The 14,368-nt window shown below is 66.8% G+C and carries 14 protein-coding genes; 5 read left to right on the top strand and 9 right to left on the bottom strand.

What is annotated here, in order from left to right:
• Window positions 1-50 precede the first annotated feature (50 nt).
• Both IE097_RS08200 and IE097_RS08195 read left to right on the top strand, forming a co-directional pair.
• Complete coding sequence (locus IE097_RS08200; RefSeq protein ID WP_189459792.1) at window positions 51-449, top strand: hypothetical protein; 399 nt, start codon at window positions 51-53, stop codon at window positions 447-449.
• A complete protein-coding gene (locus IE097_RS08195; RefSeq protein WP_189459791.1) occupies window positions 446-1,261 on the top strand; it encodes an arylamine N-acetyltransferase family protein in 816 nt (271 codons plus the stop codon). The genes IE097_RS08200 and IE097_RS08195 overlap by 4 nt, the downstream gene beginning before the upstream one ends.
• On the opposite strand, the gene IE097_RS08190 is transcribed toward IE097_RS08195, so the two are convergent.
• The 8 genes from IE097_RS08190 to IE097_RS08155 are packed head-to-tail and all read right to left on the bottom strand — an operon-like array spanning window position 1,258 to window position 9,622.
• Window positions 1,258-1,803, bottom strand: coding sequence for an isochorismatase family protein (locus tag IE097_RS08190; RefSeq protein WP_189459790.1), 546 nt, complete (start codon window positions 1,801-1,803; stop codon window positions 1,258-1,260). The genes IE097_RS08195 and IE097_RS08190 overlap by 4 nt on opposite strands.
• Before the next feature lie 4 nt (window positions 1,804-1,807).
• Entirely contained in the window at window positions 1,808-2,572 is a 765-nt protein-coding gene (yaaA, locus tag IE097_RS08185) for a peroxide stress protein YaaA (protein WP_189459789.1), read from the bottom strand.
• Between the two features lie 11 nt (window positions 2,573-2,583).
• Window positions 2,584-3,204, bottom strand: coding sequence for a response regulator transcription factor (locus tag IE097_RS08180; protein WP_189459788.1), 621 nt, complete (start codon window positions 3,202-3,204; stop codon window positions 2,584-2,586).
• Entirely contained in the window at window positions 3,188-5,413 is a 2,226-nt protein-coding gene (locus tag IE097_RS08175) for a PAS domain-containing sensor histidine kinase (protein WP_189459787.1), read from the bottom strand. Before IE097_RS08175 ends, IE097_RS08180 begins: the two co-directional genes overlap by 17 nt.
• 10 nt (window positions 5,414-5,423) lie before the next feature.
• Window positions 5,424-6,419 carry a 2-hydroxyacid dehydrogenase gene (locus IE097_RS08170; protein ID WP_189459786.1) on the bottom strand — a complete coding sequence of 332 codons (996 nt, stop codon included), beginning with the start codon at window positions 6,417-6,419 and terminating at the stop codon, window positions 5,424-5,426.
• 48 nt (window positions 6,420-6,467) lie between these two features.
• On the bottom strand, window positions 6,468-6,719 hold the full coding sequence (locus tag IE097_RS08165) for an RNA recognition motif domain-containing protein (RefSeq protein WP_189459785.1): 252 nt from the start codon (window positions 6,717-6,719) through the stop codon (window positions 6,468-6,470).
• A gap of 25 nt (window positions 6,720-6,744) precedes the next feature.
• On the bottom strand, window positions 6,745-7,680 hold the full coding sequence (locus IE097_RS08160) for a complex I NDUFA9 subunit family protein (protein ID WP_189459784.1): 936 nt from the start codon (window positions 7,678-7,680) through the stop codon (window positions 6,745-6,747).
• A gap of 13 nt (window positions 7,681-7,693) precedes the next feature.
• A complete protein-coding gene (locus IE097_RS08155) occupies window positions 7,694-9,622 on the bottom strand; it encodes a lytic transglycosylase domain-containing protein (RefSeq protein WP_189459783.1) in 1,929 nt (642 codons plus the stop codon).
• Window positions 9,623-9,912: 290 nt separating this feature from the next.
• Between IE097_RS08155 and IE097_RS08150 the strand changes: the two genes are divergently transcribed.
• Entirely contained in the window at window positions 9,913-11,187 is a 1,275-nt protein-coding gene (locus IE097_RS08150; protein WP_189459782.1) for an O-acetylhomoserine aminocarboxypropyltransferase/cysteine synthase family protein, read from the top strand.
• Between the two features lie 60 nt (window positions 11,188-11,247).
• Here IE097_RS08150 and IE097_RS08145 read toward each other — a convergent pair whose 3' ends face one another.
• Window positions 11,248-12,243, bottom strand: a complete 996-nt coding sequence (locus IE097_RS08145) for a YeiH family protein (protein ID WP_229797496.1) — start codon at window positions 12,241-12,243, stop codon at window positions 11,248-11,250.
• A gap of 254 nt (window positions 12,244-12,497) precedes the next feature.
• On the opposite strand from IE097_RS08145, the gene IE097_RS08140 reads away from it, so the two are divergent.
• Together IE097_RS08140 and glyQ are read left to right on the top strand one after the other, a co-directional pair.
• Window positions 12,498-13,424, top strand: coding sequence for a LysR family transcriptional regulator (locus IE097_RS08140; protein WP_229797495.1), 927 nt, complete (start codon window positions 12,498-12,500; stop codon window positions 13,422-13,424).
• Window positions 13,425-13,473: 49 nt separating this feature from the next.
• Window positions 13,474-14,367 (top strand): glycine--tRNA ligase subunit alpha, encoded by an 894-nt coding sequence (gene glyQ / locus IE097_RS08135; protein WP_189459780.1) that lies wholly within the window; start codon window positions 13,474-13,476, stop codon window positions 14,365-14,367.
• Window position 14,368 lies beyond the last annotated feature (1 nt).

Here is a 14,368-nt window from a genome sequence, read left to right as displayed (position 1 = left end):
ACGCGTGGCGTCCCGTTTTTCATGGCGACGTGCTCGCCCGAGGACTCCGAATGAAACAGTGGTTGAAGAAGCTGTTCCGGCGCGACCTGACTGCCGCCGTTGCGTCGCACTTCCCGCCGACCGAGCTGATGCCGTCGCAGCGCCGCGCCGGCGAGGCAGGCAGCCACCCGCTCCGGCATTCGCTGACGTACCGGATCAAGCGCGATGCATTGATGATCGTCGCCGAAATGAACCGCGGCGCGACGATGGAAAACTGCGAACTGCTGGCCCGTCAGCTTGCCTTCGTGCAGAAGGAACTGATCCAGGCGGCGTACCACGACGATACGCTGCCGAAGGAGCAGCGCGTGGCGCTGGCGAAGTACCATGCGCTGAACATCCGTCAGGGACTGGGCGAGCGCCGCACCCAGCCGATGCGCGGCATCGTCGTGCCGCAAGGGGCGCGGGGATGACGCTGCCGGCCGATTATGCCGCCCGGCTCGGCGTCGCGCGGCGCGACGGCGAATCGCCGCAAGCGTGGCTGGCGCGACTGCACCGCGCCCACGTCGAAACGCTGCCGTTCAACAACGTCGACCTGCTGCTCGGCCAATTGCCGCAACTCGATGCCGCCAGCCGTTTCGCCAAGGTGCTCGAACGGCGGCGCGGCGGTTACTGTTTCGAGCTCAACGCCTGCTTTGCCGACCTGCTGGTCGCGCAGGGCTTCGAGGTCCGTTCGGGCATGGCGCGGGTACTGGTCGGTGGCGGAACGCCGCAGACCCGGCAGCGCAGCCATCATCTGCTGTTCGTGCGCCTGGACGGGGTGGAATGGCTGGCCGACGTCGGCTTCGGCGGTGGCGGACTGGTCGAGCCGGTGCCGCTGCGCGCGGGCGAGTTCGACCAGGGCCAGGTGTGCCTGCGGCTGCAACCGGACGGCGACGCGTGGCGGTTGCAGCGCCGGCGCGACGACGACTGGTCCGACCTGTATCACTTCGACCTGCAACCGGCGTACCCGATCGATTTCGACGTCGCGAACTTCTACATCGCCCGCTCGCCGCAATCGCTGTTCACCAACCTGCTGCTGGTGACGCGCTACGTCGCGGCTGGCCAGCTGGCGCTGGCCGCACTGCGTTTCACGCGGGTCGAAGACGGCATCGAGACGACCGAGGTGCTCGCCGACCCGTCACGATTGCGGCAGGTGCTGGCCGACGCGTTCGGGCTGGCAATCGACGCTGCCGAGGCATCCCGGCTGTTCGCGTTTGCAGCCAGCCGTCCGTCGCCGTTCTAGCCGGTGACCGCGGCCGTGTCGACGACGTGGCCGAGCCGGGGAAAGATGAATTTCACCGTCGCTTCGTGCGCTTCCGGGCTGGCGGTTTTCATCGCGTCGACGACGAAATACTGCGCATAGCCCAGCTCGAACGCCTGTCTGGCGGTCGATTCGACGCCGATATTGGTCGCGATTCCGGCCAGCACGATCGTGTCGATGCGGCGCCGGCGCAACTGCAGGTCGAGATCGGTGCCGAAGAATGCGCCCCACTGGCGCTTGGTCACCGTGTAGTCGTGCTCGCCGACGCCGAGCGCGTCGACAAAACATCCCCAGTCCGGCGGACGCTGGCCCGGCGCGGTGGGCGCATCGCACGATGGCGCCAGTACGTCGCGGCCGTCGTGGAAGTCGACATTGACGAAGGCGATGAAGCCGTTGTGGTCGCGAAAGCGCTTGACCAGCCGGGTCGCGCGTTCGACGACCGCATCGCCGTCGAAGGAGCGGACGATGCCGCACTGCAGGTCGATCAGTACCAGCGCGGTCCGCTTGAAGTCGAGGTCGAGCATGGAGCTACTCCGCAAGATGGCGCCTGAACACCCAGCGGTTTTCATCGCTGGCGTCCGGCGCGAATGCATAGCCTTCCAGATCGAAGCCCTGCAGCGCTTCGGGCTGGCGGACGTGATTGAGCGCGGCATAACGGACCATCAGCCCGCGGGCACGCTTGGCGTAGAAGCTGATGACCTTGTAGCGGCCGCCCTTGAAGTCCTCGAACACCGGCTGGATCAGTCGTGGTTCGAGTTTCTTCGGCTTCACCGACTTGAAGTACTCGTCGCTGGCGAGGTTGACCAGCGTGCGGGCGCCGATGGCGTTGACCGCCTCGGTGATCGACTCGCCCCAGAAGCTGTACAGGTTGGTGCCCATCGGGTTGGCCAGCCGGGTGCCCATTTCCAGCCGGTAGGGCTGGATCAGGTCGAACGGTTTCAGCAGCCCGTACAAGCCCGAGAGGATGCGCAGGTGCTTGCCGAGGTAGTCGAACGCGCCGCGTTCGAGCCCGTAGGCGTCGAGCCCTTCGTAGACGTCGCCCTTGAAGGCGAAGACCGCGGGGCGCGCGTTGTGCGGCGTGAACGGCGCCTGCCAGCGCTGGTAGCGGCCGGTATTGAGCACGGCCAGCTCGTCCGAGATCGCCATCAGCCGCGACAGCTCGGCCGGCGACTTCTGCCGCAGCGTATCGATCAGCGTCGCACTGCGGTCGAGGAAGTCGGGCTCGCTGTGGCGCCGTGTCGGCAGCGTGGTGGCGTAATCCAGCGTCTTGGCCGGTGAAATCAGCATCAGCAACGGCGCATTCCTCAGACGGTGATGTTGGCGTCGCGCAGCAGCGCGGCGAGTTCCATCGCGGTCTTGACGTGCATTTTCTCGAGAATGCGCGCCCGGTGGACTTCGACGGTCTTCATCGAAATCGACAGGTCGTCGGCGATCTGCTTGTTGAGCCGACCGGTCAGGATCAGCTTCATTACTTCACGCTCGCGCGGCGTCAGCGATTCGAGCCGGGCCTCGACCGCATTTTTCGCCTGCCACTGCGTGCGCTTGAGCGCATCGGCGGCGATCGAGCGTTCGACCAGATCGACGATGTCGTTGTCGTTGAACGGCTTCTCGATGAAGTCGGTTGCGCCGTCCTTGAGCGCGCCGACGGCCATCGGCACGTCGCCGTGGCCGGTCAGGAAGACCACCGGCGGCAGGTAGGGATATTCGCGCAGCTTCTGGAACAGCTCGAGGCCGCTCATGCCCGGCATGCGCACGTCGAGCAGCAGGCAGCTGAAGCGGTCCGGCGTGTAGTCGGCCAGCAGTGCCTCGGCGTTCGGGAAGGGCTGGACGTCGTGGTTGCGGGTCGAGAACAGCCACGCGAGCGCATCGCGCAGGGCGTCGTCGTCGTCGACGATGGCAATGCGGCGGTTAGGGTTCGATGGCATCGGGTTCCTCGCTGAACGGTACGGTAAAGATGAAGCGGCTGCCGCCGCCGGGATTGGCTTCGACCCACATCCGGCCCTGGTGGTGCTCGATGATGGAGCGGCAGATGTTCAGCCCCATGCCCATGCCGGTGTCCTTGGTCGTAAAGAACGGTTTGAAAAGCTGTTCGAGCTGCTCGGGCGACAGGCCCGGGCCGCGGTCGGCGATCGTCACGCGCAGGTAGTCGCCATCGCGCGTCAGCGAGATTGCCAGTGCCCGTCGTGCCGGCGGCGTCGCGTCCATCGCTTCGAGTGCGTTCTTGATCAAATTAAAGATCACTTGCTCGAGCATCACCGGGTCGGCGTACAGCGACGGCAGATCGGTCGACTGCTGCAGCGAGACGTCGGCATCGCGGCGGACGATCTCGTGGCCCAGCAGGCCGAGTACGGTGTCGAGCAGGGTGCCGATCTCGCAGCGCTTGCGCGACGGCGCGCGGCGCTGCACGAACTCGCGGATGCCGCGGATGATCTGGCCGGCGCGCTTGGCCTGTTCGGCCATCTTGTCGAGCGCCTGCGCCAGCTGCTTGAGGTTCGGGTCGGGGCTGCCGAGGATGTTGCGGCAGCCCGAGGCATAGCTGGCGATGGCGCCGAGCGGCTGGTTCAGCTCGTGCGCGAGGCTGGATGCCATTTCGCCCATGCTGATCAGCCGCGCGGTCTGCTGCAGCGTCTCGTTCTGGCGCCGCTCGCGCTCGGCGGCGGTCTTCAGTGCGGTGATGTCGGTGGCGATTTCGAGCCAGACCGCCGAGCCGTCGACCCAGACGCTCTGGCGGCTCTTGATCTGGTACCAGCGCTTGCTGAAGATGTCGTACCACTCCGCGTCGACCGGCGGCTCGTTGCGCCGCTTGACGAAGGGCACAATGCAGCAGCGGCCGCGCCAGTCGGGCAGGCCGAAAGCGCGGTCGAACTGTAGGTTGGACATCAGCAACTCGCCGGTGTCGGTGTCGGACACGGCCACGGCGGCGTCGAGCCCGTTGAGCACGGTGACGAAACGCTCGTGCGACGCCTGCAGGGCCTTGCGTTCGCGCCGCAGCTCGGTGATGTCGTACATCGCGTTCATCCAGCCGATGTGCTTGCCGTCACCATCGATCAGCCTGGATGCATAGAGGCGGACGTCGAAGCGCTCGCCGTCGCGGTGCATGAAGCGCACCGAGAAGCCGTTCGGGTCGAGCTGGCCGGCGAGGATGGCATCGGACGCCGCCATGCACCGTTCGATCTCTTCCGGTGGCCAGTACGGGAACGGTGGCAGCAGGCCGGTCAGCTCGTCGGCACTGTAGCCGGTCATTTCGCAGTAGCCGCGGTTGACGTGCAGGATCCGGCCTTCGAGGTCGGTGGCGCGCAGGCCGGTGACCAGCGAGTTTTCCATGGCCAGCCGCAGCGCGGTTTCGCTGCGCAGCTGGGCTTCGGTGTGCTCGCGCTTGCGGATGTGCCGGCGCAAGGCCCAGGTCGACGCCAGCATGGCGCCGGCGAGAATGAACAGCAGCCAGGGCAGCAGGTCGGCGAGCAGCGTGCGCGGCGTGTTGTAGGCACGTGCGGCCAGCGTCAGCCCCAGCGGCGGTCGGTCGAGACGGATCGTGTACGCCTTGTCGGCCGGATCGAACTGGCGCTGGTACTTCGACGCCAGCACGGCGTGGTCCGGGCCGAGCAGCGAGACCTGGTAGCGCTGGCCCAGCCACCACGGCACCTGGTGCTGCAGCAGCACGTCGAGCGCGATCGTTGCGACGATGTAGTTGCCGTGATCCGGCGTGACCGTCGTGTAGGTGACCAGCGGCTGGCCGTCGACGACCTGCAGCGCGCCCCAGCCGGTGCTGCCGCTGAACGGCTGGGTGTGGCGCGCCTGCGGCGCAGTCCAGCGGGCGCGGGCGCCGCCGTTGTGGATCGCCAGTCCGACGATCTCCGGATTGGTCTGGATCAGCGTCAGTACCCGGGCCTGGAACGGCGGGGCGGTATAGTCCTGGCCGGGCAACGTGGCGGCGAGGGCGAGCAGTGCTTCGCGATTGGCTTCGGCCTGCTGTTCGATCGCCTGCTTCTGCCACAGCATGTCCTGTTCGAGCTGGGCGGTGCGCAGCTGCTCGGTCTCGCCGCGGGTGACCAGCAGGAAACCGGCGAACAGCAGCGCGAACAGTGCGGCAATCAGCCCGGGCAGCGGTTGCAGCCAGCGGGCCGGGGCATGCACGAGACGCACGTCAGGCGCTGACCGCGTTGGCGAGCGGGAGGCCCTTGGCAAAGGCGTCGAGGTTGTCGAACACGGTGTCGGCGATGTTGGTCAGCGCCTCATGGGTCAGATAACCCTGATGCGAGGTGATCACGACGTTCGGGAACGTCATCAGCCGCGCCAGCGTGTCGTCCTGCAGGGCCGTACCCGACAGGTCCTCGAAGAACACGCCTTCCTCGTACTCGTAGACGTCGAGACCGACCCCGCCGATCTGGCCGCTCTTGAGGGCATTGACCAGTGCCGCGCTGTCGATCAGGCCGCCGCGGCTGGTATTGATGATGACCGCGCCGCGTTTCATCGTCGACAGCGAGCCGGCGTTGATCAGGTGACGGGTTTCCGGGAACAGCGGCACGTGCAGCGAGACCACGTCCGCTTCGCGCAGCAGTTCGTCGAGCGGTACGAAGGTGCAGCCGAGCTCGCCGGCGTGCTTGGTGTCGGGCGAGCGGTCGAACGCCAGCACGCGCATGCCGAAGCCGTTGGCAATCCGCATCGCGGCCTGACCGATCTTGCCGGCACCGATGACGCCGAAAGTACGGCCGTTCAGGTTGAAGCCTTCGAGCCCTTCGAGCGAGAAGTTGCCGTCGCGTACGCGGGTGTAGGCGCGGTGCGTCTTGCGCACCAGCGTCAGCAGCAGCGCGAACAGGTGCTCGGCCACCGCCTCGGGCGAGTACGCCGGCACGCGGGTCACGGTGATGCCGAGCTGCTTCGCCGCGGCGAGGTCGACGCCGTTGAAACCGGCGCAGCGCAAGGCGACGTGCTTGACGCCGAGCAGGGCCAGCGCGTTCAGCGTCGATGCATCGAGCGTGTCGTTGACGAAGGGGCAGACCGCGTCGAAACCGGCGGCGAGCGGAACGGTATTGCGGTTGAGCCGGTCGCCGAAGTACACCAGTTCGTGGCCGTAGCGTGCGTTGGCCGCATTGAGCGACGTCTCGTCATAGCGTTTGCTGTCGAATACCGCGATCCGCATCGTCTTTTCCAGGTCTGATCCATCGGGGCCGGCGCGACCGGCAGGGGCCTACTGGCCGAAAGGGTTGTAGCTGGCGGCGAGCTCGCGGCCGTTCCAGAAATGCCCGTTCAGGCGCTGCACCAGTACTTCGGCGGCGGCGGTGCTGCAGTCGATCGTGACCGATGCCGCGAGCTTTTCGCCCAGACCTTCGGCGATCGTCACGTCAGCGACGTCGGCCGTCATGCCCAGGTCGGTGAAGAGCGTACGCACGTCGTCGGCGCTGGTTTCGGGCGGCAGGTTGCCGATCAGAATGGCAGTCATTGCATGTCTCCTACAATCAGGGATTCTACGGGGAAGGGGAGGAACGGCCGGTCGGACCGCGGTGCGGTGCGGCCGGCGACGGTGGGGCCAGATAGCCCGGTGCGACGCTTTCCAGCGCCTGTGGCGCCCAGCCTAGCACGGCGGGGAAACCGCCGGCAGCCACGTTGTCGATTTTCATCGAATCAAGATTGTCGTGCGTCAACGGCGGGTCGGGCAGCAGCGCCATCAGCGTGGCCTCGACCCGGGCGATCGCGTCGGGCAACGGCAGCACCGGGCGCGGATGCTGCGACCACCGGCCGGCCAGCCGGACAAGCTCGGCCAGCGTATAGATGCGCGGACCGACGAGGTCGAGCCGCTGACGGATCAGGTCGTTGCGTTCGAGCGCGACGGCGAAGGCGCGGCTGACGTCCTCGACCCAGACCGGCTGGAAACGCACGCCGGCACCGGCCAGCGGCAGCAGGGGCAGATGCTGCTGCAGGCGGGCGAACAGGTTGAGGAAGCGGTCGTCACGGCCGAAGACGACCGAGGGCCGGAAGATCGTCCAGTCGAGCCCGCTGGCCGCAACGCCGGCTTCGGCACGGCCCTTGCTGCGCTGGTACAGCGACGGTGCGTCGACGCCGGCACCGAGTGCGCTCATGTGCAGGTAGCGCCGGACACCGGCCGCCTCGCAGGCGGCGACGATCTTTTCGGTCAGCGCAACGTGGGTGTGTTCGAAACGTGCGGCATCGCCGTGCAGGATGCCGACCAGATTGATCACCGCGTCGTGCTCGCTCACCAGCCCGGCGAGTGCCGCCGGATCGTGGACGTCGGCTTCGACCAGCGCCAGCAACGGCAGCACCAGCAGGCTTGCGTGCTGCTCGCGGTGTCGCGTCACCACGGTCTGGGTGTGGCCCGCCGCGGCCAGACGCGCCGCGATGCTGCTGCCGATGAAGCCGGTGCCGCCGATGATCAGGATCCGCATGCTGCGCCTCGCGTCAGTTGCTGTCGCCCCCGTCGGCGCCGCCGAGCGAACTGTCCTGCGGTGGCGTCACGAGCTTGCCGGGAATCGCGGCGAGGCGCTGGTGCAACGTCGTGCTGGTGCCGAAGCCGGCGCCGTAGTGCTGCGCATTGGCGAGCACCTTCTTCACGTAGTTGCGCGTCTCGTCGAACGGAATCGTTTCAATATAGATCGCGGCATCGAGCGCACCGTCGTTCTGCCAGTTGCGCGCCCGGCCCGGCCCGGCGTTGTAGCCGGCGGTGACCAGCACCGGGTGGTCGTCGAGCCGGTCGAGCAGGTAGCGCAGGTAGAAGGTACCCATGCTGACGTTGGTCGGGATGTCGGTGACCTCGGACAGGTCGAAGCGCTTGCGGCCCATCTTGCCGGCGACCCACTTGGCGGTGGCCGGCATCAATTGCATCAGCCCGGCGGCGCCGGCGCTCGAGCGGATGTCGGGAACGAAGCGGCTTTCCTGGCGGATCAGGCCGTAGACCCAGGCCGGATCGAGCCCCTGTTCCTGCGCGGCGCGGGTGACGACGTTGCGCCACGGGTAGGGATAGCGCAGCGTCGGGTCCGACAGCGGTTTCAGGCGCTCGGCCGTGTCGATCGAGCGGTCGTACAGGCCGCGGCTGTCGGCCAGCGTCGCGGCGGCGAGCATCTGGCTGTCGTTCATGCCCTTGAGCGCCCACGACCACTCGCGTGCGCCCTCGACGCGCCAGTTCTGCGCGTACAGCGCCAGCGCCCGGCGGATGCCCGGCTGCGCTTCGACGGCGCGGACTTCGCCGGCGTCGGCCCGCTTGTGCTGCGGTGCTTCGCTGGCGACCGGGCCGATTTCCTCGCGCGCCAGCAGGCTGTAGAAATCGTCGCCGTCGGTCAGCCCCAGCAGCAGCGGCTGCGCTTCGGCGTCGCGGCCCAGCGCCTTGAGCGCTTCGGCCTTCCAGTAGCGCCAGACCGACAGCTGCAGGTCGTCGGCCGGCATCGCATCGATGCGCGCGAGCACGGTCTTGAAGTCGCGTACGCGCAGCGCGGCGCGTACCGACCAGAACCGGCCGGCTTCGTCGAGTTCGGCCGTACCGCCGCGACCGAACCAGGTGCTGGCATTGTCGTTGTGGTTCTTGGCGGCGATCAGTCCGAGCTGCTGCCAGCCGTAGCGCCGGTCGGCTTCCGGCCAGTCGATCGACGCGGACTGGAACAGCTGTGCCGCCCGATCGGCGTCCTTGCGGGCCAGCCGCTGCATTGCGTACAGCTGCATTTCTCGGGCGGCGCGGCTGTCGGCGGCGGCATCGAAGACCTTGTCCGGCGTGTTGGCCGCGCGTGCCAGCGTCTTGGCCGACAGTTCGGCCGGGAAGCCGACGCGGGCCGCGAGCTGGCGGGCGAGATCGCTGCGGTTGGCCGCGAGCACGAGGCGGATGCGCGCCCAGGCATCGTCCTGCGTCAGCACGTTGCGGGCGAACAGGGTATCGAACACCGGATTGCAGGCGTCGGCCAGCGGCTTGGCGCTGAACCACAGCGGTTTGGCCTGCGCCAGCCGGGCCACGTCGTTGCGCAGCGCGGCCGATTGCGCGGCAAAGCACTTGAGTTCGACGCTGGGGCTGTCGAGCTTCGGGTACTCGATGTCGTACGACTCCCAGTCCTGCCGCTTGCCCAGCTCCTTGAGCCAGTCGGCACGCAGCCGTTCGGCCAGTGGCGATCCTTCGTAGCGGTTCAGGAAGGCGGCAACGTCGTCCTCGCCCAGGGTGGCGATCTGTGCGGACAGCAGGTAGTAACGCGGGTACATCTCGAGGACTTCGCCGTCGGCGCTCTGCGCCAGCTGGTTCAGCGTGGCCAGATCGCGCGAACGGGCGGCGTCGCGCAGCTGGGTCAGGTCGATTTGGGCCTGGGCGCACAGGCTGGCGCCGAGGGTGATCAGGGCAAGGAGCGATTTCATCGTGGCTCAACCGGCAGAAAGGCGGAAACGGGGCTGCTGCGGCTTGCGATCGCAATGCAGCACGGCGAGTCCGATTCTAATCCAAGCCCGCGACGGGCTGACGTGAATTGTCATATTGCAGCCTCGGCCGACGTGAAAGGGTGGGTCTGTCTTCGTCAGCTTGATCAGGATCAAGTGGTATAAAAGTTGCGAACAATCGGTATGAACGGTTATATGCGATGGTGCTAGATTCGACCCGATGCTGCCCGGCCATGGTGGCCGCAGCCCTCGTTCTTCCGGGAGTTTTCTGCATGCGCTTCGATACCCTGGCCATTCATGCCGGTTATAGTCCTGATCCGACCACCAAGGCGGTGGCAGTGCCGATCTACCAGACGAGCAGCTACGCCTTCGACGATACCCAGCATGCGGCCGACCTGTTCGACCTCAAGGTGGCCGGCAACATCTATACGCGGATCATGAACCCGACCACCGACGTGCTCGAAAAGCGCGTCGCCGCGCTCGAGGGCGGCATCGGCGGGCTGGCGCTGGCGTCGGGGCAGGCGGCGATCACCTATTCGATCCTGACCATCGCCGAGGCCGGCGACAACATCATCTCGATCTCGACACTGTACGGCGGCACCTACAACCTGTTCGCGCACACGCTGCCCCAGTACGGCATCGAAACGCGCTTCGTCGACTACCGCGACCCGGCGGCCGCCGCGGCGCTGATCGATGCGAAAACCAAGGCGATCTACGTCGAGTCGATCGGCAATCCGCTCGGCAACGTCGTCGACTTCGCGGCCTTTGCCGATGTCGCGCGCGCGCACGGCATTCCGCTGATCGTCGACAACACCGTGCCGACGCCGTACATCACCCGGCCGTTCGAACACGGCGCCGACATCGTCGTGCATTCGCTGACCAAGTACATCGGCGGCCACGGCAACAGCATCGGCGGCATCATCGTCGACTCGGGCAAGTTCCCGTGGGCCGAGCACAAGCAACGCTTCCGCCGGCTGAACGAGCCCGACGTCAGCTATCACGGCGTCGTCTACACCGAGGCACTCGGCGACGCGGCCTACATCGGCCGGGCCCGCGTCGTGCCGCTGCGCAATACCGGCGCGGCGATTTCGCCGTTCAACGCCTTCCTGATCCTGCAGGGGCTGGAAACGCTGGCGTTGCGGATCGAGCGCCACAGCGACAACGCGCTCAAGGTCGCCGAATACCTGCAGGGCCACCGTGCGGTCGAGTGGGTCAACTACGCCGGACTGCCGACGCACGAATCGCACGCGCTGGTGCAGAAGTACTTCGACGGCCGGGCCTCGGGGCTGCTGACCTTCGGCGTCAAGGGCGGCCGCGAAGCCGGTGCGCGCTTCCAGGATGCGCTGAAGCTGGTGACCCGTCTGGTCAATATCGGCGACGCCAAATCGCTGGCGTGCCATCCGGCGTCGACGACGCACCGGCAGCTCTCGCCCGAGGAGCTGAAGAAGGCGGGGGTTTCGGAAGAAACGGTGCGGCTGTCGATCGGCATCGAGCACATCGACGACATCATCGACGATCTCGAACAGGCGCTGGCCGCTGCAGCATGACCGGCGTACGTTCATAAGTAAAAAGCGGCCCGAGGGCCGCTTTTTCGTTGCCGGATGGCCTTACAACTGGCCCATCAGGTGCTGGACCATCAGGCTGCTGCCCGCGACGCAGACCCACACGCCCAGCCCGAGCAGGATGGGGCGGACGCCGGTGCCGCGCATCTGGCCGAGGTTGGACGACAGGCCGATGGCGGTCAGTGCGACGACGATCAGGAACTGCGCGATGTGGTGGGCCCACGGTACCAGTACGGCGGGGATCAGGCCGAAGGTGCTCAGCAGCGACGCAACGACAAACCAGAGGATGAACCACGGAAAGATGCGCTTGAGGCTGAAGTCGCCGGCGCCGTGCTTGTGCTCGCGGTGCGCCATGTAGGCGGCCATCGCCAGGCAGACCGGGATGATCAGCGTGGCACGGGTCAGCTTGACGATGGTCGCGTACTCGCCGGCGAGGTGGCTGAAGCTGTAGCCGGCGGCAACCACCGACGAGGTGTCGTTGATCGCGGTGCCGGCCCACAGGCCGAAACCCTTGTCGGACAGGCCGAGCACGTGGCCGAGCAGCGGGAACAGCAGCACGGCGACGAGGTTGAACAGGAAGATCGTCGAGATCGAGAACGCGGTTTCGTGGTCGTCCGGCTTGAGGATCGGCGTCACCGCGGCGATCGCCGAGCCGCCGCAGATCGCGGTGCCGACGCCGATCAGGATCTTGAGCTTGTCCGGCACGCCGAGCAGCTTGCCGAGCACGACTGCCGAAACGAAGGCGGTGGCGACGGTGACCAGCGTCACTTCGAGCGACTGCATCCCGGTTTCGGCCACCTGGGTGAAGTTGAGGCCGATGCCGAGGGCGATGATCGACCACTGCAGGATGTCCTTGGCGGCAAAGCCGATGCCGGGGCGGAAGCGCTCGCCCGGATGCCAGAGGTTGTTGACCGCGAGGCCGAGCACGATGCCGATGACCGGGCCGCCGACCAGCGGAAAGGCCTCGCCGAGCAGGGCGGCGACAGTGGCCAGCGCCAGTGCCAGCGCAAGACCGTGACGATGCGTACGTATGAAGTTCATTGCTGCCATCCTTGGCCGAAAGCTTTCTTGCTGACGGTTGTTATTGCAGATGGAGCTAACTATGTTCTTTATGGTTATATGTGTAAAAACGGTTATCTGGTGATATTTAATCGGTAAAACAGATTGGTTGGGCTTGGATGTCGCAAAGCCAGTCGTGGCGCGGCTTGCCGCGATGGTGGCGGCGGTGGCCGGTACCACCGCAGTAGCGATTCCGGTGTTTTTACCGGAGGTCGAGTCGAAAATTGGGGGGCGAAATGATCCGGTTGACCTTGCGCGAGCTTGAAGTGTTCGTGACCACGGCGCAGCTGGGCGGCATTACCGCCGCCGGTGCCGGGCTGGGTTTGTCGCAGTCGGCGGCCAGCGGTGCGCTGGCCGAACTCGAGCGCCGGCTCGGCGTCACGGTGTTCGACCGCATCGGCCGGCGGGTGCAGCTGAACGAGCACGGCCGCTGGCTGTTGCCGCAGGCCGAGGCCCTGCTGGCGCAGGCGCGCGAAATCGAGGCGCGTTTTCGCGGCGATGCGCCGGCGCGGCTGCGGCTCGCGGCCAGCTCGACCATCGGCAACCGGGTGCTGCCCGAGCTGCTGGGGCTGCTGATGCTCGAAGACCCGGAAAGCCGCGCCGAGATCGCGATCGGCAACACGCAGGAGGCGATTGCCGCCGTCGCCGAGTACCGCGCCGACCTCGGCCTGATCGAAGGCATCGCCCACGATGCGCGGGTGAACGCTGAACCGTGGCTGGCCGACGAACTGGTCGTGGTCGCGCCGCCGGCCCATCCGTGGGCCGGGGCGACGGTGACGCCGGCGATGCTGGCGGATGCGCAATGGGTGCTGCGCGAACAGGGCTCGGGCACGCGCGAGGTGCTCGAGTCGGCGCTGGCGCCGCTGGTCGGCAGCCCGAAGGTCGCGCTCGAGCTGGGGACCAGCGAAGCGGTCAAGGGCGCGGTGCGCGCCGGGCTGGGGCTGGCCTGCCTGTCGCGGCGGACCGTGGCGACCGAGCTGGTGCGCGGCGAGCTGGTCGCGCTGGCGACGCCGGATCTGGACCTGACACGCTGCTTTTACCTGATCCGTGCACGCGACAAGGTGCTGACGCAGGGCGCCGGGCGCTTCCTGACGCTGTGCCGTGCACAGCTGACGCGCGAACGGCAGGCGGCCGACTCGCCGGCCATGGGCAAAAGCAAGTAGAATCAGCAGGTTTCAGAACCGGAAACCGGACCATCCGGCCAAGACCGACATGCTGACCTTCCAGGACATCCTTCTCAAGCTGCAGACCTACTGGGCAAGCCAGGGCTGCGCGCTGCTGCAACCGTACGACCTCGAAGTCGGCGCGGGCACCTTCCACACCGCGACCTTCCTGCGCTCGCTCGGCCCCGAGCCGTGGAACGCCGCCTACGTGCAGCCGAGCCGCCGCCCGAAGGACGGCCGTTACGGCGAAAACCCGAACCGCCTGCAGCACTACTACCAGTTCCAGGTCGCGCTGAAGCCGAACCCGGACAACATCCTCGACCTCTACCTCGGCTCGCTGAAGGAACTCGGCATCGATCCGACGGTGCACGACATCCGCTTTGTCGAGGACGACTGGGAAAGCCCGACGCTGGGCGCCTGGGGCCTCGGCTGGGAAGTGTGGCTGAACGGCATGGAAGTCACCCAGTTCACCTATTTCCAGCAGGTCGGCGGCCTCGACTGCAAGCCGGTGCTCGGCGAGATCACCTATGGCGTCGAACGGCTGGCGATGTATCTGCAGGGCGTCGAGAACGTCTACGACCTCGTGTGGACCGTCTACCCGAACGGCCAGAAGGTCACCTACGGCGACATCTACCACCAGAACGAGGTCGAGCAGTCGACCTACAACTTCGAATACGCCAACGTCGAGCTGCTGTTCAAGCTGTTCAACGATTTCGAAGGCGAAGCACAGCGGCTGATCGAAGCCGGCCTGCCGCTGCCGGGCTACGAAATGGTGATGAAGTGTTCGCACACCTTCAACCTGCTCGACGCCCGTGGCGCGATTTCGGTGACCGAACGTGCTGCCTACATCGGCCGCGTCCGCAACCTGTCGCGCATGGTCGCGCAGGCGTATTACGACAGCCGCGAAGCCCTCGGCTTCCCGATGTGCAACCCGGCGGCCTGAT

Origin of the sequence: Jeongeupia chitinilytica, assembly GCF_014652315.1 — a bacterium.
Classification (GTDB): Bacteria; Pseudomonadota; Gammaproteobacteria; order Burkholderiales; family Chitinibacteraceae; genus Jeongeupia; species Jeongeupia chitinilytica.
This window is presented reverse-complemented; position numbering and strand designations above follow the sequence as displayed.